A 17,143-nucleotide genomic window follows, 5' to 3' on the forward strand; every position below is an offset into this window, starting at 1 on the left:
TCGCCGATGCGCTGAACGCCGGGATGGACCCGCACCTTTGGATGGCGGCGTCGATGCTTGGCATCACGTACAAAGAAGCGGCGGCCAACAAGAAGCGCCCCGACGTCAAGCAGGCACGTCAGCTGAGCAAGGCAGCCAACTTCGGTTTCCCCGGCGGCATGGGCATCGCCAAGTTCGTCACTGCGACGAAGAAGGCAGTCTTCTCGAATCCCGACAAGGCGGCGGCCAAAGCCGAGTGGGAATCGCTCGGGCTCACCATCGAGCGCGCCAAGGAACTAAAGGAGCAGTGGCTCGAGACGTGGCCGGAGATCAGGTTGTACTTCGAGTACATCAATGGTCTCTGCGGCGAGTCGGGGAAGGCCTCGCTCGAATCGCTCTTCACTGAGCGCTTCCGCGGCGGCGCCAGCTTCTGCAGCGCGTGCAACTTCAGATTCCAGGGCCTCGCCTCGGACATCGGCAAACTCGCGATGTGGCTGGTGGCGAAGGCGCAATACACCGACCCGACGTCGCCATTGTACAACGCACGCACCGTCGCGTTCATTCATGACCAGCTGATCGGCGAATGTCGCGACGACGAGCGCGCCCATGACGTCGCGCACGAGAACGCACGCATCATGGTTGAAGCGGCGAATACCTACTTGCCCGACGTCCCCATCAAGCTCTCGAAGATGGAGCCGTTGCTCATGAAGCGCATGTCGAAGAACGCCGAGCCGACGTTCGACGCGCGCGGCCGTCTGGTCGCCTGGGCTGCATAGAAAAGTTTCTAGGGCGCGGACAAAACCGGCCCGACTCGGAGTGTAGTCATCATGAATTCGATCGCCAACGGCGCCCGTCGCGCCGAGCAGGTTTCTTTTGTCCATCCGACCCATACGGCGGGATCGGACTTCCCGAATTCGAACGACGTAGTCCTCAAGATGTATCTGCCATTGGTCGAGCAGATCGCGCGGGGCATGCGTCGCCCGTCGTCTTACGACGACTTCGTGCAGGAAGGGCTGATTCGCCTGGCGAAGGCGGCGGACAAGTGGCGGGCGATGCCGACCGAGAAACGGTCGGACACGTTCCGTGCGTATGCATACAAGTTCGTGCGCTTCGCGATGAAGCGCGTCGTGATGAAGGAGTGCGCCCGCACCAGCCACATCGACACGGTCGCGGAGTTCGACTCGATCGAAGGCGCGTATCGCGGTGGGCAGGAAGCCTGGGCTGAGTTGCACCTCCGCCTCAAGCAGATCACCAAAGCCCTCGGCACGCTCGCGGCGAACGTCTACGTCGCACACGAGCTGCAGGGGCTCGACTACCGCCGCATCGCGAGCGCGAACGGCATCGGTCACTCGAAGGCGCAGACGATGCAGAAGCAGGTCGAGGAGTTCATCCAGCGGGCATCGTGAAGCCGGTGCCCTCGACGGAGGCCGAGGCTGTAGTGCAGCTGACGCCTTTCGTCCTTGGCGAGGCCAAGCGACTCGCAGCGTCGAGCGGAGTGCAGGAAGACGACCTCGTTCAGGAAGGGTTCATCGCGGTCGCCGAAGCATTCAAGTCGTGGAGGGAGGACGGCGGTGCAGGCCTCCTTCGGTGGGTTCGACAGCCGGTCCGCTTCGCGATGCTCCGTGTGATCCGCGAGCAGAAGAGGTCGGGTGGCTCGTACCGAGGCGGGCGGAGCGGCAAGGGCACAGGGCCCGTCACGCTGGTCTCTCTCGATGGAACAGTCGGTGTGTCGGCCGAGGATGCGTCGCGCGAGAATAAGAACGGGGCGCGCATGGAGCGAGAGCTCCCGCTGCACGAAGTGCTCGGCGCGGAATTCGAAGAGCCCCCCGACTGCCTGGCACTCGAACAGCTCCCGGCGCTCGTCGCGAAGCTCGACGAACGCTCAAGGCAGGTAATCCGACTGCGATACGTCAACGGCCTTTCTCACGCGAAGGTTGGAAAGAAACTCGGAATTAGCCGCGAGCTGGCGCGGCAGATCGAGGCGGAAGCCCTCGAACAGATGCGAGGAGAATTGGAATGAAGCTCACCGTTATCGAAAGTCCGTACGCTGGCGATATCAAGAAGAACATCGAGTACGCAAAGAAGTGCGTGCTCGACTGCCTCCGCCGAGGCGAGGCCCCGTACGCGAGCCATCTCTTCTTCACGCAAGACGGCTTGCTCGACGACACGGTCCCTGAGCAGCGCAAGCAGGGCATGGAGGCCGGCTTCGCCTGGGGCGAGAAGGGCGCCCAGCGTGCAGTCTACATCGACCGGGGGCTGTCGTCGGGCATGATGGCAGGCATTGCGGAGGCGGTGGAGCGAGGTCAGAAAGTCGTGTTCCGCTCCATCGAGGGACGCGACGTCGCCGAGTATGAGTGCCTGTATCGGACAGCGAATTGGACGACCTGCGAGGTGGAGCACGAGGAGGCTCTTTTCGTATGAGCACCAAGCCCTCGAATCCGAAGGACGCCGTCTCGGATACCAAGATTCCCCTCTGGCTCCTCAGCCCCATCGCGAAGGCGAAGTGGGCAGTGGCGCAGTTCGCCGGCCTGCTGAAGTACGGCGCCTGGAATTGGCGCGTCGCGGGTGTTCGCTCGTCGGTCTACCTTTCCGCCGCGCAGCGGCACCTCGACGCCTACTTGAGCGGGGAGCAGTACGACCCGGTCGACGGCACAGACCACCGCGCGAACATCATGGCCTGCATGTCCATCCTGATGGATGCCGAGGCTGCCGGGAAGCTCGTCGACGACCGCCCGCCCAGCGTCGACATTCGCACGGTCTACGCCGAGCAGGAGAGCCTGATGGAGGGGCTCCGCAAGAAGTACTCGGACAAGGCCCCAAAGCACTACACGATCGCGGATACGGAAACGCCCAAGCCCGTCCACTACGTGGGTGATCCGCCTCCGATGGCTGGGCAGCTGCAGGCGGCGCAGTCGCAGAACAAGGACTTCTGGAACTCCTACTACAGGGTCCGCTAATGCGCCCGCGCGTCTGGCGCCGCTTCAAGCTCGGGGGAGAGACGTGGCGTGCGTTCATCGTCTCTCCCATCTCGGAGCATCTGCGCGTCGACGGCGAGCGGAAGATTGGGACGTGTGATTACAACACGTCCTGCATCTACATCTCGTCGGACCTCAAAGGCCCCGCACGCGTCTCCACGTTCCTTCACGAGGTGCTGCACGCGTGCCTCTTCGTCAGCCAAGCCGCCGACGCCTACGGGCAAGACGAGGCCATCGACGAACGCATCGTCGGTGCGCTGACCCCGGCCCTCCACCAATTTCTGAATCAGGTTGCAGACCTTTTCGTTGAGGCATCATGAGATATTGGGACGACAACGATATCCGCAGAGTGCTCAGTTTCGTGCGGAGCTCTGAGATCCAGGCTCGTGGCGTCGAGCGCGCTGCCGCCCACTTCGATGTCTCCGAGGCGTCGATCAAAGGATTGCTGAACCGCCTCGACGGGCGCGGAGGCAAGGCCTCGAAGACGGACGACACGGACGGCCAGGCGGCCGACGTGCTCAAGAGATACGAGACGCAGCAGGCCGCCCGCGCCGAGAAGGTCCGCGTCTCCACGATGGAGAAGGACCTCTATTCGCTCCGCTCCGTTGTCAGCACCATGACGGCCCTGACGTCGAAGCCGCTGGAGCCGGTGCGCCGCCGTGAGCGCACGAGCAACGGCACCCGTGAGGCCGCCGCTGTCGCGCTCCTCTCGGACTTCCACTGTGAGCAGGTCGTTCGCAAGGGCGAGACGCCCACGGGCAACGAGTACAATCCGACCATCGCGGAGAAGAGCCTGCAGAGGTTCTTCAGTGGCTACCGCTGGCTTATCGACTTCCACCGCAACGCCTTCGCGATTCGCGACGTCGTGCTCTGGCTCGGTGGCGACCTGATGACCGGCCACATCCATGAGGAGAACAAGGAGACCACCGCGAGCGCGCCCATCGCGACGTTGCTCTGGCTCCGCTCCCGCATCGTCGCCGGCATCGACTCGTTGCTCGACGACCCGAACACCGAGACCGTCACCGTCGTCTGCTCGTACGGCAACCACGGGCGCAACACAGGCAAGCCGTTCCGCGCGAAGGGCGCTGTCCATTCGTACGAGTGGCTCCTGTACCAGTGGCTCGCCTCGCACTTCGAGGGCAACCCGCGCGTGCGCTTCCTCGCGGACGAGAGCGCGCATCAGTACCTGACCGTCTACGACTTCGACCTGCATTTCCACCATGGCGACGAGGTCAACTACCAGGGCGGCGTCGGCGGAATTACCATCCCACTCAACAAGGCAGTCGCTCAGTGGGATATCGCGAAGCGGTGCCACTATCATAACTTCGGGCACTTCCATCAGTACATCGACACCGGCCGCGTCGCCGTGAACGGCAGCGTGATTGGGTTCGACGCATACTCGATGAGCATCAAGGCGACGCCCGAGCCCCCGCAGCAGGCGTTCTACCTGCTCGATTCGAAGCGCGGCAAGACGTGCCGTAGCCCGATCTGGGTTCGCGACTAGCCCCGAACACGTCCACTTCAGCGCAGTAATCATTATGGCCTGGCTCAATCTCAAAGAAGATATCGAATCACACTTCTCGATCCTTGTAGGTTGCGGAGAGACTCGCGACTTCATCAACGGTGGATGGGCTATTCGAGCCGACAAGAAGGACCCCGCCTTCCTCGAAGCTCGCCGCCGCGACTACCGCACGACGAAGCATGCCCATAGCGAGAAGCAGCGTCAGTACCGGAGCACCGACGCGTTCAAAGAGAAGCGTCGCGCCTACAGGGAGACCGACAATTACAAGGCCCTGATGGCGACAGAGCATCAACGGGCCGCGCACCGCGAGCGGGTTCGCCGCTGGCGCGAGAAGAAGCGGGCAGCCGCCCAGAACGGAGAGACCACATGAAGTTCACCGTCCATTCCAACAAGCGTTACGCCGCCACGATCAAGCTCGGATTCTTCGAGCGTCTCGCGAGTAACGACACCATCGCCGAGAAGCTCCGCTTTGCGGGCTTCATCGAAGTCAACGTCGTGGGCGAAGGCCGCGACCGCACAGCCTTCGGCACGTGGCCCGGGGCGGACGCGAGCGCCGAGCTGCCGTCGCAGATCGTGAGCGTCGTCGAGGCAGGACGATGACACTCCTTCGCCGCCTCGTCGTCTGCGCCCTCATCGCCGTCGCGTGGGTGGCCTGTCAGGTGTTCTGCCTCACGCTCCGCATAGCGCACGAAATCGAAAACAACGCCTGACCGGCGACCTGCACCTCGAAGAGGAATTCCCATGATGACCACCGATTGCATTCTCGCACTTTTCAAGAACGACAACGACGGTTACGAGGATTTCCTCTCGGAGGTTCAGAAGCACTTCGACGCCGCCGTGGCGGACCCGACGGTGAAGCTCTTCACCACGGACGCTGCGGGGCTTTGGGATGCGTACCTCGATAACGCGCCGCCCGGCGAGCGCCAGCACCGCAACTGCAACTGCTGTCGGCAGTTCATCGAACGCTTCGGCGGGCTCGTCACGATTGCCGAGTACGGCTTCACCAAGTCAGTCATGTGGCCCGACGGCCTCCGTGTGCCGGCGCTCTACCACGGCGCGGTCACAGCAATGCAGCGCATCGTCACCCGCGCGAACGTCACCGGCGTCTTCCGCGCATGCGAGATCAACTGGGGCACGCCCCAGACCGGGAAGTGGCGCCACATCGCGGTCAAGACCCCGAAGCACCTTCGCTCGCTGTCCCGCGTCACGACGCCCTTCCAAGAGATGGCGGCGAAGCGTGAGGAGTACGAGATGCTCCTTCGGGCTCTGGGAGAATTCCCGCTCAAGACCGTAACGCACGCCTACAACATGCTCACGAACGGTCAGCTGTTCCGCGCCGAGAAGTGCGTCGGCGTCGCCCGTTGGCTCTTCGATCTGCACAACGAGATCAACGCAGCGCACGGCGCGAAGCTGCGCACTAGCATCATCTGGCGCGCCGTCGCTAGCGCTCCGGCCGGCTACTGCCACGTGCGCAGCGGCATGATCGGCTCGCTCCTCGAGGACATTCAGGCCGGGCTGCCCTTCGAGGCCGTGAAGCGCAACTTCGAAGTGAAGATGAACCCTTTGCAGTACCTGCGCCCGCAGGCACCGCCGAAGGCCGGCAACATCGCCCAGGCCGAGAAGATCGTCGCGGCGCTTCGCAGCGCGGGCGCTCTCGAGCGTCGTTTCGCGAAGATGTCGGACGTCGTGGCGCTCTGGAAGCCCTGCCCGCGCCCCGCCCCTGTCGGCGGCGTCTTCGGGCACCTCGCCCGCCGCCCCGACGCGGTTACGGAGGGCGTGACGGTGACGATGACGTGGGAGAAGTTCAAGCGCACCGTCCTCCCTGAGGCGGAGCAGATTGAGTACCTCGTCCCGCGCGAGGCTTGCTCGTACACCGCGATGGTCACGGCGAAGGACCCCTCCGCGCCGAACATGCTGCAGTGGGACAACCCCGTCTCGTACTACGTCTACTCGAACGGCTCGATGCCGGCCGACTGGAATCTCCGCTCAGGCGAGTGGGCGAAGGTCAACGCCGTCGTGATGCGCTCGTGGATGTGGGACGAGTCGAAGTCCTACGACCACCTCGGTGCGGGCGCCGTCTTCGTCCTCGAGGGCTGCAAGGACCGCAAGTACATCCGCGGCGCGGGCATGTTCCCCGAGCACATGAGGAGCGAATACCACCCGATCCGCCGAACGCTCGAAGCGCATTTCAACCAGGCCGTCATCGCAGGCCGCCACGAGGCGGAGGTCTGCGGGGTCGTGCTCTGCAAGGGCTCGTCGTTCGGCTGGAGCCGGCTGTTCCGAGTCACATCGCGCGGAATGCGCACCACCTACAAGCTCGATCGCTGGGACTGAGGAGAACGCCATGGCGAAGGCAACGAAGACGAAACCCGAGAAGCGCGCCGACATCGATATCGAAGTCCTCCTCGCGAAACCGTGGACGGACAAGGTCGATCCCACCGGCTGGTGGATGAGCGAGAAGCTCGACGGCGTGCGGGCCATCTGGAAGGACGGCGAGTTCTGGTCACGCAACGGCAAGCCGTTCTACGCGCCGGACTGGTTCAAGGCGCAGATGCCGAGCACGCAACTCGATGGCGAGCTGTTCATCGGCCGCAAGCAGTTCGACGCAACCGTCTCGGCGGTGCGCTCCTCGAGCGGCGACTGGTCGAAGGTGAAGTACCACGTGTTCGACCTGTACCCCGAGGGCGAGAGCTGGTCGTCCTCCTTCGAGGAGCGGCAGGAGTTGCTCGCCCGCATACTGCGCGAGCGCCCGTACATCGAGCACGTGCCGCAGGTCCGGTGCACAGGCATCAAGCACCTCACGGAGACCACAGACGTCATCATCAACGAGCTGCACGGCGAAGGCATCATGCTCCGTGAGCCGCATTCGCTGTACGAGCAGAAGCGCTCCTCCACGCTCCTCAAGGTCAAACGCTTCTTCGATATCGAGGCCACGGTCCTTGGCCACGTGCCCGGCAAGGGCAAGCATGAGGGCCGCCTTGGCGCGCTCGACTGCGTCACCGACCACGGAGGCTCCGACCGAGTCGTCAAGTTCCAAGTCGGCACGGGCTTCACCGACGCCGAGCGCGAGAACCCTCCGGTGCACGGCTCGATCATCACAGTCCGCTACCAGGAGCTCACCAAGGACAGCATCCCGCGATTTCCTGTTTTCGTTGCGGTGAGGGATTACGAATGAGCCTTACCGAGGTCCGCTCTCAAGAGCGGAACACCAGTACATGAACGACAGCACGTTCCACGCTGTCGTCGACACGCTGGAAAAGCTCATTCACGACCTGCAGCTCACACCGAGCGAGGTCCGTGAGGCCGCGATGTACGCGTGCGTGCGCGTCGAGTCGAGGCGCACCGTGCCAATGCCCGTGCCGTTCGACGCGAACAGCGAGGCCCTTCGCCGACGTCCCGACCAGGAGCCGAGATGACCGCCCTCACCCTCGGCTTCGAGCTGGGCGACCACTGCGGCGACATTCTGGGGACACCAGCGGATTCGCGCGGACAAAACCCCTCGAACACAGAGTGTAGAGGACATGAACACCGCAACGACGTCGCCGGAGATGTTGACCGTGGAAGACGCAGCGACCCTTCTGCGGACCTCGCGTAAGGCGGTCTACGCCCTGATCGAGCGCGGCGCTCTTCCCGGAGTAGTCCGGGTCGGGCGCCGCGTGCTTTTCAGGGCTGTCGCACTGCGGAAGCACCTCGGCTTGACGACGGTCTCGAATCCGGTAGATTCCCTGACGCTAGGTAACGCCACGGGCTCGAAAGGGTCCCGATGAGCGTTCGAATCGTCACAGCACGCGGCGGCAAGGGCTTCGAGTACGACATCCGGCTGGTGTGGCCGGAAGGTGGCCGGCTCCGAGAGCGCGGCAAGTGCACGCCTACCGGCAGGGATGATGCGAAGCGTTGGGCTACGGCCCGAGAGCGCGCCATCCTCGCCGCCGGCAAAGCAGCCTACGTGCCGCTCGCGCAGGCCGCGCGCGGGATTCATAAGGGCGTGCCTACGGTCGCGGAGTTCTGGCCCGTCGTTCTGAGCGGCTGGTATCTCGCGCAGCGCAAGAAGGCCTCCACGGTGGACGCTGCCGAGCGTATCTTCGAGCGGCGCATTCGCGATCGCTTCGGCGCGATGCGCCTCGACGAGCTGACGGACGAGGGCATCGCCGCGCTCAAAGGCTCTATGGCTGACAAGGCGCCGGGGACGGTGAACAACGTCCTCTCCGTCCTGTCGCGCATCCTCAAGTTCGCGATCAAGCTCCGCAAAATCAAGTCGATGCCGTGTGAGATCGGCATTTTGAAGGTCCCCGAAAAGGAGCGCCCCTGGTACGAGCCGTCGACCTACGCGCGCCTCATCGAGGGTGCCAGGAAGACAGGTAATAACGAACTGCTGATCGTCCTCCTTGGAGGCTCGGCGGGACTTCGTAGTGGCGAGATTCAGGCGTTGCGATGGACCGATGTCGACCTCGAGCGTCGCCAGCTGACCATCTCCCGCGCGATCTGGCACGGCATCGAAGACACGCCTAAGGGCTGGCGCTCGCGCGTCGTGCCGCTCACCGAGGGCCTCATGGCGGCCCTGCGTGCGCAGCGCTCACGCACTGGCCTGCTCGAAAGGGTCGTCAGCGACGGCAGGGGCAACCAGCTCAACGCCGACATCATGCGCGCGGCGATGGCGCGTGTGCAGAAGCGCGCCGGCATGGAGCAGGACGGGAAGATCCACATTCTTCGGCACACGTTCTGCTCGCACCTTGCGATCTCTAACGTGCCTGCGAAGGCCATCCAGGAGCTCGCAGGCCACGCCGACCTGAAGACCACGCTCCGGTACATGCACCTCGCGCCAGGCAACAGGCAGGCGGCGGTGCATGCACTCGACAAGCTCATGGCGGAGGCGACGGCCCCGACGACGACGGGAAAGGCGGTGGCGTGATGACCACGGATGCGATGTCCGCGGAACAAAAGGAGATTGTGAAATGAGCAACGTCCCGTTTATCGAGTTTCCGAAGATTCCCCGCCTCAAGCGAGACATCGTCATCACCGAGAAGATCGACGGGACGAACGCGCAGATCGTCGTGCCCGAAGACGACGGCCCGCTGCTTGTCGGCTCCCGCAATCGGTGGATCACGCCGGAGAGCGACAACTACGGCTTTGCCCGCTGGGTGAAGGAGAACGAGGAGACCCTCCGCATGGGCCTCGGCCCCGGCCAGCACTTCGGCGAGTGGTGGGGCTCTGGCATCCAGCGCCGCTACGGCCTGACCGAGAAGCGTTTCTCGCTGTTCAACTCTGGTCGCTGGTCGAACGAGACGCCGGCCCTCTGCCACGTCGTGCCGGTTCTCTACGCTGGGCCTTGGGCGCAGGACGCGATCGACGCGACCCTCGAGAAGCTCCGTGGCGAGGGCAGCGTGGCGGCTCCTGGTTTCATGCAGCCGGAAGGTGTCGTCGTCTTCCATGCCGCTTCGCGCCAGCTCTTCAAGGTGCTGCTCGAGAACGACCACCTACCCAAGGCGAAAGCGAGCGCAGCGTGAAAGAGCAGCGGATGGCCGAGGCGCAGCGTTGGGACGCCCAGATTGTCGACGTCGACGAAGAAGAGATCGACAACGGCCCGGTCGTCACCGTGAAGTTCACCGCCTCCTTCGCAGAGGCACGCAAGCTCGCCCGTCTCATGCTTGAGCGTGGCGACGACCTGATTGTGGAGGTTCGTCGAGCCGACGCCTGGAAGAGCGAGGATGACCTCCCGCTCCCTGAGGACGCGGCGATCAAGGCCGCCCACCCGGTTCGCTCCGACCGTCACGACCTGTACGCCGAGGCCATGCGCCTGGTCGGCGCTCGCTACTCGAAGCACGGGCTCGTCGCTCTCGTGAATTGGCTCCTTCATCGCATCGAGGCCGGCAAATGAACTTCTGGACGTTTCTCGACCGGAACAGCGAAGGGCTCTTCTTCTTCGGTGTCATCGTCTTGTGCTTCGCGTTCGGCACGTGCGGCGATGGCCAAGGCTGTCGGCTCGGATGTCAGCCGAGCGTGTCGTTTCGAAGCTCGCCTACCGACGGGGGTGCACCGTGAAAGAGCAACGGAGGAGTGAGGCGCGACCCTGCAGGTTCTGCGGCGCCGAGATTCGCGGCTCGTTCCAGCAGTGCCCAAAGAACAAACGGTTCCCGGCCGAGTTCGGGCCAAACTACTGCGAGACGGAGGAAGAGACCCAATGCGATTCATCCCATTCGACGTCGAGCCCCACTCTCACGACCTCACCTGGTTCATTCGAGGCGGCAAGGGTCGACCCTGGGACGTCCACATCGCAGGCGAACATGTCGCCTCGTTCCGAGTCCGGCAGCACGCTCGCGAATTCATCCGAGCAGCGAAGCCCGCAGACCACCGACGCTGCCAGTAAAGCTCCTCGCTAGGGAGAGGCGGAGGTGGGGGTCGAATGCTGGCTGTGTAACGGAACCGGGCGGGTAGTGATGAGGCTCGGTCAGAAGCACTGGTGGAAGCCTTGCCCCAACGGGCGCTGCATCCACGCTCGGAGAACGCAGCCATCAAGCGATGGGGAATCACATGACGCGCGATGAAGTGATCGAGAAGCTCTGCGGGATGATGGGGCGAGTCTGGTCCGAGATCGACCCGAACTCGAACGACCCTTGCGACTGCGTCTGCAGGAACAAGCAGATTTTCCCGTACCGAAACTCCGGCGAGGCGCTCGCTTTCATGCAGAAGGCAATCGACGAAGCGCTACGCGCTCGGCATCTGTCCGCGGATTCCGTGTCCGCCGCATGGGCACCGTCGAAGGGCGACCGTGTCCGCCTCGTGAAGAAGATCGCGTGCACTGCGCCGGTCGGCTCGGAGGGAGAGGTCACGATGGTTTGGGAGCCTACGACGAGCAACGGAATCTCTCGGCCGGCGGAATTCTGCGTCGATTGCGAAGGCTTCCCGCCCTTCGTCACGAATGCATCGAATCTGGCGCCAGCGCATAGGACAGAGACGGCACAGGTCGAATGCGAACCGACGCGCTGTGAGCACGACATGAACGAGCAGTGGAATGCAGCGCTTGAAGCGGCGGCATGCATCGCAGCGCGAAACGACAAGAGTGGGTGGGGCATCGCTCGCGAGATTCGAGAGCTGAAGATCACCACGCCGACCGGGTCCAACACCGAACCGGAGAAGCGCGGAGTATGAGCGTCCCCACGATCCAATTCCCAGTGGCCTTCGACCAGATCCCGGCCGAGGTGAAGAAGCTCACCGACTGCATCCGATCGGCGAATGCCGACATCGAGATCGCGCGAACGATGCTCACGATGGTTCGCAAGGGCTGCAAGCACGAGAACGCGAAGCGCGGCTACAACGACCGGGACGGCTCTTGGATGAATCCGTGCCCCCACTGCGGAGCGAGCGAATGAGGTGCGTCGTCTGCCTGGAAAGAGAGCGAGACGGGCTGATGCTCTGCGGTCCGTGCGGTCGAAACTACGACCGTACCTACGAACGAAACGCGACGATGTTCGATGCGCTCTCGTGGGCCGCCAATCGGGCCCGCATGTTCGAGCGGCGTCGACGACCCACGCCGAAGAGGTCCAACGAACATGGCTGAGAAGCGCTGGTATCGCGTGTCCGCCCAGGTCACCATCTCGTGCTTCACGGACGTCGAGGCGAGCGGACCGGAAGAAGCGGCGGAGCTGGCTGAGGAGCGGTCGATGCAGGGGCTCTGTCACCAGTGCTCAAGCGGAGACACTCGCACGCAGTGGAGCCTTTCGGGTGAGTTGGACGGGGAGCCTCAGGCTCTCGACGCAGAGCCGATTGCGGCTCCGAAAGGAAGGAGGCGATGGTGATGAGCAACGGAGAATCGAAACCGGTGTGCCCACCCAAGGCGCGGAGCATCACGTGGCCGGCGGCCGGCAGCGTGACGAAGGAGGAGACGATCGCGCGTGTGTGCGGGCTCCTCGGCGCGGTGTGGGAACACTTCGACCCAAACGCGCATGAGCCCAACGACTGCTTTTGCGGGCACAACGATTCCGGACTGCGTTTCCAGTCGTCCGGTCAGGCCCTTGCGTGGGTCGAGTCGGTCGTGGCTGATGCGCTTCGCAGTGGGGAGGCGTCACCGAAGCCGTGTCATGACGGAAGGCACCGCCCAGAAGGCGGCGGCCTTGGCTGGTGTGAGGACTGCACCGCCGACCTGGCGCCGCTGCTCCGGCACGAGAGCGATCGGGATGCCGAAGACCTCCCGGGTGAGGCGATCTCGCCCGAGACCATCGCCGCGCTGGCAGCGGTGTCAGCGGATAGCGACGAGTCGTGCGACTTGGTTCAGGGGTCGAGCGAGTGGGCTCCTATTCCTCGGAAGTCCTTCTCTCTGTCGGATTGCCGCCGGTGTGGCCAATTCCGAGAGTACGACCACGAGACTCGATGCACGGCGGCGACCGAAGAGGAGCGTCAGAAGGCTCGCGAGCTTCGCGCCGAAGAGTCTGCCCCCACAAGGGTCTCGCGCAATGGGGAGGTTCGCCCGGAGGCGTGGGACTGCGATGTCTGCGGCTGGCGAGTTTGCGCGGATGCCAAGCACTCGTGCGGTGGTCCCAAAGTGCAGTGCCGAGAGAGGGCACTGCACCGGCCGACTGTTGAAGCCTGCATCGCAGCCGCACAGGTCGGCCTGGACGAACTGCGGGCGCAGCGCGCCAGGACCATCGGACGCAATTCGGCGCTCTTGGGCGAGCAGGAGTCGGGCGGGCTGCGCGTAATTCGAAAGCTTGAGGCGTTGCTGCACAAGTCCAATTCGCAGGAAGGGAGCAACGGATAATGGGTGTCAGCTTCTACGTCTGCACCAGGTGCGAGCGAACGTACCCGGACTGCAGTTCGACACGCGAGGATTGTGACGAAGACCGGGGCGGATGTGGCGCCGGCTATTGCTCCAAGAAGTGCGCCGAGCTGCAGCGCCCAGGGCACGACGAGGTGCCGACTTGGGGCGACATCGAGGAGATGCCTCGGGAGGAGTTTGAGGCGCTCGAACTTACCTGCGTCAATTGCCGTGGCGAGAATGCCAGCGACGAGAACTTGCTCGCATTCATGCTCAAACGACACGGCGTGACGCGGAAGCAGGTTGCCGCCGAGTACATGGCCAGCAGGCAAAGCGGGACGGACGTACAGTCCGATGCGGAAGGGGTGAAGTGATGTCAGAGCGTGGAGATTTTGAGCCTCAAGGCTACGTCGCTGTCTGCCGCTTCTGCGGGCGGGTTGCCGAAGGAACCGCGTCGTTCGCACTCGAGCACTACCGCGCATGCGTCGCGCCTCGCGAGGAGGCCAAGCGCATCTTCGGCAACGAGCAGCACGCACTACTGCGGCTCGCTTCGGACAGGAGCCAACCGCAATGACGGCGAACGAGAAGAAGGCTTTTCTACTCGCCCATGGCTGGACCTTCGAAATGTGGTCCGGCGCTCGAATGTGGACCGACCCGGAGGATCCGACCGGCGCGATCTGGGGCACTGGCGCGGCCTACGAGAGAGCAAGTAGGCGACACCCCGCGGATTCGGGCAGCGAGGAGGAACGCGGTGGCTGACTCGCTGTTCATCTCGACGATGGCGTTCGTCGATACGTCGGGCGGACCGCTCGCCTGTCACCCCTGGCTTGCGAAAGTCTGGAAGGGGAAGCCCTTCATCTACATCGGCACTCGCCAGTACTCGCCGCGCCGCGTCCTCTTCCAGGCGTTCTCCGGCCTCCAGCTTCCACGGGAGCATCGCGTTCTCGACACGTGTGGGAACGGCATCTGCTGCAACCCTCGGCACCTTTACGGCGGGTCTCCAGCCCAGCATGTGGTCCAGCTCCGCGATACCAGCGGTGGTCCTGACGCTTGCTGGCCGTTCATGGGCTTTCGGTTCAAGGGCTACGGTCGCATGCAGGGCGGCAAGCGCGGTGCGCCGATGATGTTTGCTCACCGCATCGCGTACGAGCTGGCCAATGGCCCGATCCCGGAGGGCGACGGGGAATGGTGCGTCTGTCACACGTGCGACAACCCTCCGTGCTGCAACCCCAAGCACCTCTTCCTCGGCCGCGACGCGGACAACATCGCCGACTGCATCGCTAAGGGGCGCAACTCGAAGGGCGACCGGCACCGCCAGGCGATGCGACTGGCGAAAGCGAAACGCCAAGAGCAACGGACAATCGAAAGTTGCTCGGGGCAGACATCCGCAGGTGATCGGGCGCCTGGTAAGGTGTTGCCATGAGCAGCAAGCGACGCATTGGGCCGGGCGACGTGGTTCTATTTGAGCGCGGGAGCATGGCAGGCACGCGTGCTCAGGTGATGGTCCTCCGAGCCGAGTGGAACTCTCGTTCGAGCGCGAGCCAGGTGACGGTCACTCTCTGGCCACACAACGGGGAGTGGTTCGACATGTCCCTGGACACGCTCTCTTTGTGGGCCGTGTTCAGCGATGCCGAAGGCTCTGACGCGACGATCCGTCCTGACCTTTGGGGTTCAACGGATACGTCCGGCGTAACCCCAGACAGGAGCAATGGATGAAAGCCCCGGCTTCCTGCGTCCGGGGCTCATTGGGGACTCGCGGCTTGACTGCCCCGCCTTCAAGCCCTAAAACAACGGTGTTCTGAGGCTCGAAGGCCGGTAGCCGAAGTTTCTCTCACCCGTGGCGTTACCTAGCAAATAACCCGAGGAAATGCGTTTCTTTCGGCAAACCGGCCTGAAAGCTCCCGAAACTGGTCCCCTGGAGTCTACCAGAATCCGCCCCAATCACCCCTCGTCGGGGCGCACGGAGGGCGCAAGCCCGAAGGCGTAGTGCTGGCCTGACCTAGTGCTATTCTACCGAGAGACTCGCCGTCGTTCGACCACCCACGCAACCCCAACTCACACAAGGGAATCACGTCATGCTCAAGTTCACTGCCGCTGTTGCTCTCTGCCTCACCGCGTTCGCCTGCGGTGGTACGGACGAGCCGAACACGGGGGCGAACCGAGCCGCCCTGTCCACGCTCGGACACCAGTGCGAGAGCAACGACGACTGCGGCGAGCAACGGTTCAACGGCGACCTGGTCCCGATGTGCTGGGCGCTCCCGACGACGACGCCGTACACCAAAGACGCGCAGGCCGTGCCCCAGATGCAAAACACCTGCGTCCTGTACTGCACGCCAGCATGGACGAGCGACCCGGAGGCCGAGTGTAAGCGCCTCACGGGCCACGGCTGCACAACAACGCGCGAGGGCTGGTCCCTCTGCTCTCCCTGACCGCCAACCACCGAAAGTAGAAGGCCCGCTGGTTCGCACCGGCGGGCCTTCGTCGTTTCAGGCAGCGCGTTCGAGCGCCTCGGGCCAGTGCAGCACCTCAAAATCGAGGCCCTGCTCCTGCACGATGGCGGCGTTCCGCAGGAGCTGCAGGTTCCGCTTGTTGCGCAGGACGATGGTGCCCCTCTGCGGGTTGATGGTGGCTTCCTTCCGCGCGCCCTCGAAGTCGCCCTTGTTGAGCAGCGCGATCATCTTCGGGTAGCGGCCGTGTGGCCCGACAGCCCACGCCCACGAGCAGGCGAAGAGCTGCGCGTCCGCAGGCCACGAGCTGAACGCAGGGAACACCTTGCAGAGCTCCGCCTCGTTCCCCCGCACCTTCGCCATGACCATCGCGTCGATGTCCGTGTCGGAGAGACGAAGGCGCGTGAGGTCGCCGTGATTCCCTCCGCCCTGATGCTTGCGCGCCTGCGCGGCGTCGACCGCGCGCCACGCCGCCTCGATCTCGGCGCGCGTTGCCCGCCTGCCATCGACGGTCCAGGGGAGCGTGAGGGCGAAGGACAGCGAACAGAGGTTGCCGACGCCGCACGTGACCAAGCCACGGGGCGAGGCGTCGTCGAGGTACATCCACGGCACCCTCCCCTCGAGAGGGGCCGTGAACTTGAGGAACGCAGCGAGGACAGACGCCTTCATCGCGCCGCCTTCTGCAGCGCGCGGATCTGTGCGGCGTGCTCACGGAGCGTCATGCCATGCTCGGCCTGCACGACCTTGCAGTCTGCAACGTGGGTCAGGAGCGCGTTCTCGATGCTCGACAGCTTGCTACACACGGCCCACGTGGCGCCTGCGATCATGCCCCCGAAGGTGAGGATGACCGACCAGTTCACGGCACCCCCCTACCGATGCCCAGCTCCGCTCGGATCTTCTCCTTCGAGGCCTGCAGCTGCGCCGCGCGGATGGCGTCCATCAGGACGTCCTTCGGCGTGCCGCCGTCGATGGCGTCCTTGAGGATCTCGATGAGTTCTGGGTTCGCAGCGAGGAACGCGCCGATGGTGCCGAGCGTTGCGATGAATCCGTTCATTGGAGCCCCGCGTCGGTGAGACAGTCGTTGTACGGCTTGAAGCACTCAGGGCACGGAGTGCCGCCGTCGCAGACGGTCTTCTGACATGCTCGCGCGACGTCCTCGCACGCGTCGATCTGTCTCTGGTCGGAGACGACCTTGGCCCTGTCGGCCGGAGTGAAGACCGCACCGCACGCCGCCAGGGCGAAGAGCGACGCGATGAACATGAGGCGCTTCATTTCGTGTCCGGGGTGTTCTCCGAGTCGTCTGTGTTTTTGCTCTCCGCATCGATGCGGTGCAGCACGGCGGCCACCGCGACGGCGAGCGTTTGCGCGAGGCCTGCCGGCAGCTTGTCAGAAAGGCTGGGCGTTGCGAGCGCCGCGAGGACGCCTGCGCCGATTGCGGCGATGATGATTCGAGTGGTCTTGGACATTGGAC

28 protein-coding genes are annotated in these 17,143 nt (G+C 64.2%); 23 read left to right on the top strand and 5 right to left on the bottom strand.

Going from position 1 to position 17,143, the window contains the following annotated elements; translation table 11 throughout:
* The 23 genes from AKJ09_RS00005 to AKJ09_RS00110 all read left to right on the top strand — a co-directional run.
* Positions 1-755: DNA polymerase (locus tag AKJ09_RS00005; RefSeq protein ID WP_240488359.1), on the top strand; the 755-nt coding region annotated here is incomplete at its 5' end.
* Positions 756-806: 51 nt separating this feature from the next.
* On the top strand, positions 807-1,385 hold the full coding sequence (locus AKJ09_RS00010) for a sigma-70 family RNA polymerase sigma factor (protein ID WP_146644865.1): 579 nt from the start codon (positions 807-809) through the stop codon (positions 1,383-1,385).
* On the top strand, positions 1,382-1,999 hold the full coding sequence (locus AKJ09_RS00015) for a sigma-70 family RNA polymerase sigma factor (protein WP_169927128.1): 618 nt from the start codon (positions 1,382-1,384) through the stop codon (positions 1,997-1,999). The genes AKJ09_RS00010 and AKJ09_RS00015 overlap by 4 nt, the downstream gene beginning before the upstream one ends.
* The gene (locus AKJ09_RS00020; RefSeq protein ID WP_205633552.1) at positions 1,996-2,400 is read left to right on the top strand and encodes a DUF7768 domain-containing protein; all 405 of its coding nucleotides are present in this window, start codon (positions 1,996-1,998) and stop codon (positions 2,398-2,400) included. Before AKJ09_RS00015 ends, AKJ09_RS00020 begins: the two co-directional genes overlap by 4 nt.
* A complete protein-coding gene (locus tag AKJ09_RS00025; RefSeq protein ID WP_146644869.1) occupies positions 2,397-2,936 on the top strand; it encodes a dATP/dGTP diphosphohydrolase domain-containing protein in 540 nt (179 codons plus the stop codon). The genes AKJ09_RS00020 and AKJ09_RS00025 overlap by 4 nt, the downstream gene beginning before the upstream one ends.
* Positions 2,936-3,274: a hypothetical protein gene (locus tag AKJ09_RS00030; protein WP_146644872.1), complete on the top strand. Its 339-nt coding sequence runs from the start codon at positions 2,936-2,938 to the stop codon at positions 3,272-3,274. The genes AKJ09_RS00025 and AKJ09_RS00030 overlap by 1 nt, the downstream gene beginning before the upstream one ends.
* Positions 3,271-4,458: a hypothetical protein gene (locus AKJ09_RS00035; RefSeq protein ID WP_146644874.1), complete on the top strand. Its 1,188-nt coding sequence runs from the start codon at positions 3,271-3,273 to the stop codon at positions 4,456-4,458. The genes AKJ09_RS00030 and AKJ09_RS00035 overlap by 4 nt, the downstream gene beginning before the upstream one ends.
* A 34-nt stretch (positions 4,459-4,492) precedes the next feature.
* Positions 4,493-4,846, top strand: a complete 354-nt coding sequence (locus AKJ09_RS00040) for a hypothetical protein (protein ID WP_146644876.1) — start codon at positions 4,493-4,495, stop codon at positions 4,844-4,846.
* Positions 4,843-5,076 carry a hypothetical protein gene (locus AKJ09_RS00045; protein WP_146644878.1) on the top strand — a complete coding sequence of 78 codons (234 nt, stop codon included), beginning with the start codon at positions 4,843-4,845 and terminating at the stop codon, positions 5,074-5,076. The genes AKJ09_RS00040 and AKJ09_RS00045 overlap by 4 nt, the downstream gene beginning before the upstream one ends.
* 141 nt (positions 5,077-5,217) lie before the next feature.
* Positions 5,218-6,810: a hypothetical protein gene (locus AKJ09_RS00050; RefSeq protein WP_146644880.1), complete on the top strand. Its 1,593-nt coding sequence runs from the start codon at positions 5,218-5,220 to the stop codon at positions 6,808-6,810.
* A gap of 10 nt (positions 6,811-6,820) precedes the next feature.
* Positions 6,821-7,651, top strand: a complete 831-nt coding sequence (locus tag AKJ09_RS00055; protein ID WP_146644882.1) for a DNA ligase — start codon at positions 6,821-6,823, stop codon at positions 7,649-7,651.
* 40 nt (positions 7,652-7,691) lie between these two features.
* The gene (locus AKJ09_RS00060; RefSeq protein ID WP_146644884.1) at positions 7,692-7,892 is read left to right on the top strand and encodes a hypothetical protein; all 201 of its coding nucleotides are present in this window, start codon (positions 7,692-7,694) and stop codon (positions 7,890-7,892) included.
* Positions 7,893-8,024: 132 nt separating this feature from the next.
* Entirely contained in the window at positions 8,025-8,243 is a 219-nt protein-coding gene (locus AKJ09_RS55970; RefSeq protein ID WP_240488922.1) for a helix-turn-helix domain-containing protein, read from the top strand.
* Positions 8,240-9,385 (top strand): tyrosine-type recombinase/integrase, encoded by a 1,146-nt coding sequence (locus AKJ09_RS00070; protein ID WP_146644888.1) that lies wholly within the window; start codon positions 8,240-8,242, stop codon positions 9,383-9,385. Before AKJ09_RS55970 ends, AKJ09_RS00070 begins: the two co-directional genes overlap by 4 nt.
* Before the next feature lie 43 nt (positions 9,386-9,428).
* A complete protein-coding gene (locus tag AKJ09_RS00075) occupies positions 9,429-9,980 on the top strand; it encodes an RNA ligase family protein (protein WP_146644891.1) in 552 nt (183 codons plus the stop codon).
* Positions 9,977-10,351, top strand: a complete 375-nt coding sequence (locus AKJ09_RS00080; RefSeq protein WP_146644893.1) for a hypothetical protein — start codon at positions 9,977-9,979, stop codon at positions 10,349-10,351. The genes AKJ09_RS00075 and AKJ09_RS00080 overlap by 4 nt, the downstream gene beginning before the upstream one ends.
* Positions 10,348-10,515, top strand: a complete 168-nt coding sequence (locus AKJ09_RS52535) for a hypothetical protein (RefSeq protein ID WP_169927130.1) — start codon at positions 10,348-10,350, stop codon at positions 10,513-10,515. The genes AKJ09_RS00080 and AKJ09_RS52535 overlap by 4 nt, the downstream gene beginning before the upstream one ends.
* A 489-nt stretch (positions 10,516-11,004) precedes the next feature.
* A complete protein-coding gene (locus AKJ09_RS00085; RefSeq protein WP_146644895.1) occupies positions 11,005-11,622 on the top strand; it encodes a hypothetical protein in 618 nt (205 codons plus the stop codon).
* Positions 11,619-11,843 carry a hypothetical protein gene (locus AKJ09_RS00090; protein WP_146644897.1) on the top strand — a complete coding sequence of 75 codons (225 nt, stop codon included), beginning with the start codon at positions 11,619-11,621 and terminating at the stop codon, positions 11,841-11,843. Before AKJ09_RS00085 ends, AKJ09_RS00090 begins: the two co-directional genes overlap by 4 nt.
* A 1,384-nt stretch (positions 11,844-13,227) precedes the next feature.
* Positions 13,228-13,599 (top strand): hypothetical protein, encoded by a 372-nt coding sequence (locus AKJ09_RS00095; RefSeq protein ID WP_146644899.1) that lies wholly within the window; start codon positions 13,228-13,230, stop codon positions 13,597-13,599.
* The gene (locus AKJ09_RS00100; RefSeq protein ID WP_146644902.1) at positions 13,599-13,799 is read left to right on the top strand and encodes a hypothetical protein; all 201 of its coding nucleotides are present in this window, start codon (positions 13,599-13,601) and stop codon (positions 13,797-13,799) included. The genes AKJ09_RS00095 and AKJ09_RS00100 overlap by 1 nt, the downstream gene beginning before the upstream one ends.
* Before the next feature lie 177 nt (positions 13,800-13,976).
* Positions 13,977-14,648, top strand: coding sequence for an HNH endonuclease signature motif containing protein (locus AKJ09_RS00105; RefSeq protein WP_169927131.1), 672 nt, complete (start codon positions 13,977-13,979; stop codon positions 14,646-14,648).
* 652 nt (positions 14,649-15,300) lie between these two features.
* Positions 15,301-15,654: a hypothetical protein gene (locus tag AKJ09_RS00110; protein WP_146644906.1), complete on the top strand. Its 354-nt coding sequence runs from the start codon at positions 15,301-15,303 to the stop codon at positions 15,652-15,654.
* Between the two features lie 57 nt (positions 15,655-15,711).
* Here the strand turns inward: AKJ09_RS00110 and AKJ09_RS00115 are convergent, their stop codons facing one another.
* The 5 genes from AKJ09_RS00115 to AKJ09_RS00135 are packed head-to-tail and all read right to left on the bottom strand — an operon-like array spanning position 15,712 to position 17,138.
* Complete coding sequence (locus AKJ09_RS00115) at positions 15,712-16,341, bottom strand: hypothetical protein (protein WP_146644908.1); 630 nt, start codon at positions 16,339-16,341, stop codon at positions 15,712-15,714.
* Positions 16,338-16,532 carry a hypothetical protein gene (locus AKJ09_RS00120; protein ID WP_146644911.1) on the bottom strand — a complete coding sequence of 65 codons (195 nt, stop codon included), beginning with the start codon at positions 16,530-16,532 and terminating at the stop codon, positions 16,338-16,340. Before AKJ09_RS00120 ends, AKJ09_RS00115 begins: the two co-directional genes overlap by 4 nt.
* Positions 16,529-16,726, bottom strand: a complete 198-nt coding sequence (locus AKJ09_RS00125) for a hypothetical protein (protein ID WP_146644913.1) — start codon at positions 16,724-16,726, stop codon at positions 16,529-16,531. The genes AKJ09_RS00120 and AKJ09_RS00125 overlap by 4 nt, the downstream gene beginning before the upstream one ends.
* On the bottom strand, positions 16,723-16,944 hold the full coding sequence (locus AKJ09_RS00130) for a hypothetical protein (protein ID WP_146644916.1): 222 nt from the start codon (positions 16,942-16,944) through the stop codon (positions 16,723-16,725). The genes AKJ09_RS00125 and AKJ09_RS00130 overlap by 4 nt, the downstream gene beginning before the upstream one ends.
* Positions 16,941-17,138 carry a hypothetical protein gene (locus AKJ09_RS00135; RefSeq protein WP_146644918.1) on the bottom strand — a complete coding sequence of 66 codons (198 nt, stop codon included), beginning with the start codon at positions 17,136-17,138 and terminating at the stop codon, positions 16,941-16,943. The genes AKJ09_RS00130 and AKJ09_RS00135 overlap by 4 nt, the downstream gene beginning before the upstream one ends.
* Between the last annotated feature and the right edge of the window lie 5 nt (positions 17,139-17,143).

Source organism: Labilithrix luteola, from assembly GCF_001263205.1.
GTDB classification, from domain to species: Bacteria; Myxococcota_A; Polyangia; order Polyangiales; family Polyangiaceae; genus Labilithrix; species Labilithrix luteola.

What these genes read in the sequence shown, in the direction of transcription:
- AKJ09_RS00010 (WP_146644865.1), top strand. Translation starts at nt 807, where the DNA reads ATGAATTCGATCGCCAACGGCGCCCGTCGCGCCGAGCAGGTTTCTTTT.
- AKJ09_RS00020 (WP_205633552.1), top strand. Translation starts at nt 1,996, where the DNA reads ATGAAGCTCACCGTTATCGAAAGTCCGTACGCTGGCGATATCAAGAAG.
- AKJ09_RS00025 (WP_146644869.1), top strand. Translation starts at nt 2,397, where the DNA reads ATGAGCACCAAGCCCTCGAATCCGAAGGACGCCGTCTCGGATACCAAG.
- AKJ09_RS00030 (WP_146644872.1), top strand. Translation starts at nt 2,936, where the DNA reads ATGCGCCCGCGCGTCTGGCGCCGCTTCAAGCTCGGGGGAGAGACGTGG.
- AKJ09_RS00035 (WP_146644874.1), top strand. Translation starts at nt 3,271, where the DNA reads ATGAGATATTGGGACGACAACGATATCCGCAGAGTGCTCAGTTTCGTG.
- AKJ09_RS00040 (WP_146644876.1), top strand. Translation starts at nt 4,493, where the DNA reads ATGGCCTGGCTCAATCTCAAAGAAGATATCGAATCACACTTCTCGATC.
- AKJ09_RS00045 (WP_146644878.1), top strand. Translation starts at nt 4,843, where the DNA reads ATGAAGTTCACCGTCCATTCCAACAAGCGTTACGCCGCCACGATCAAG.
- AKJ09_RS00050 (WP_146644880.1), top strand. Translation starts at nt 5,218, where the DNA reads ATGATGACCACCGATTGCATTCTCGCACTTTTCAAGAACGACAACGAC.
- AKJ09_RS00055 (WP_146644882.1), top strand. Translation starts at nt 6,821, where the DNA reads ATGGCGAAGGCAACGAAGACGAAACCCGAGAAGCGCGCCGACATCGAT.
- AKJ09_RS00060 (WP_146644884.1), top strand. Translation starts at nt 7,692, where the DNA reads ATGAACGACAGCACGTTCCACGCTGTCGTCGACACGCTGGAAAAGCTC.
- AKJ09_RS55970 (WP_240488922.1), top strand. Translation starts at nt 8,025, where the DNA reads ATGTTGACCGTGGAAGACGCAGCGACCCTTCTGCGGACCTCGCGTAAG.
- AKJ09_RS00070 (WP_146644888.1), top strand. Translation starts at nt 8,240, where the DNA reads ATGAGCGTTCGAATCGTCACAGCACGCGGCGGCAAGGGCTTCGAGTAC.
- AKJ09_RS00075 (WP_146644891.1), top strand. Translation starts at nt 9,429, where the DNA reads ATGAGCAACGTCCCGTTTATCGAGTTTCCGAAGATTCCCCGCCTCAAG.
- AKJ09_RS52535 (WP_169927130.1), top strand. Translation starts at nt 10,348, where the DNA reads ATGAACTTCTGGACGTTTCTCGACCGGAACAGCGAAGGGCTCTTCTTC.
- AKJ09_RS00085 (WP_146644895.1), top strand. Translation starts at nt 11,005, where the DNA reads ATGACGCGCGATGAAGTGATCGAGAAGCTCTGCGGGATGATGGGGCGA.
- AKJ09_RS00090 (WP_146644897.1), top strand. Translation starts at nt 11,619, where the DNA reads ATGAGCGTCCCCACGATCCAATTCCCAGTGGCCTTCGACCAGATCCCG.
- AKJ09_RS00095 (WP_146644899.1), top strand. Translation starts at nt 13,228, where the DNA reads ATGGGTGTCAGCTTCTACGTCTGCACCAGGTGCGAGCGAACGTACCCG.
- AKJ09_RS00100 (WP_146644902.1), top strand. Translation starts at nt 13,599, where the DNA reads ATGTCAGAGCGTGGAGATTTTGAGCCTCAAGGCTACGTCGCTGTCTGC.
- AKJ09_RS00110 (WP_146644906.1), top strand. Translation starts at nt 15,301, where the DNA reads ATGCTCAAGTTCACTGCCGCTGTTGCTCTCTGCCTCACCGCGTTCGCC.
- AKJ09_RS00115 (WP_146644908.1), bottom strand. Translation starts at nt 16,341, where the DNA reads ATGAAGGCGTCTGTCCTCGCTGCGTTCCTCAAGTTCACGGCCCCTCTC.
- AKJ09_RS00125 (WP_146644913.1), bottom strand. Translation starts at nt 16,726, where the DNA reads ATGAACGGATTCATCGCAACGCTCGGCACCATCGGCGCGTTCCTCGCT.
- AKJ09_RS00130 (WP_146644916.1), bottom strand. Translation starts at nt 16,944, where the DNA reads ATGAAGCGCCTCATGTTCATCGCGTCGCTCTTCGCCCTGGCGGCGTGC.
- AKJ09_RS00135 (WP_146644918.1), bottom strand. Translation starts at nt 17,138, where the DNA reads ATGTCCAAGACCACTCGAATCATCATCGCCGCAATCGGCGCAGGCGTC.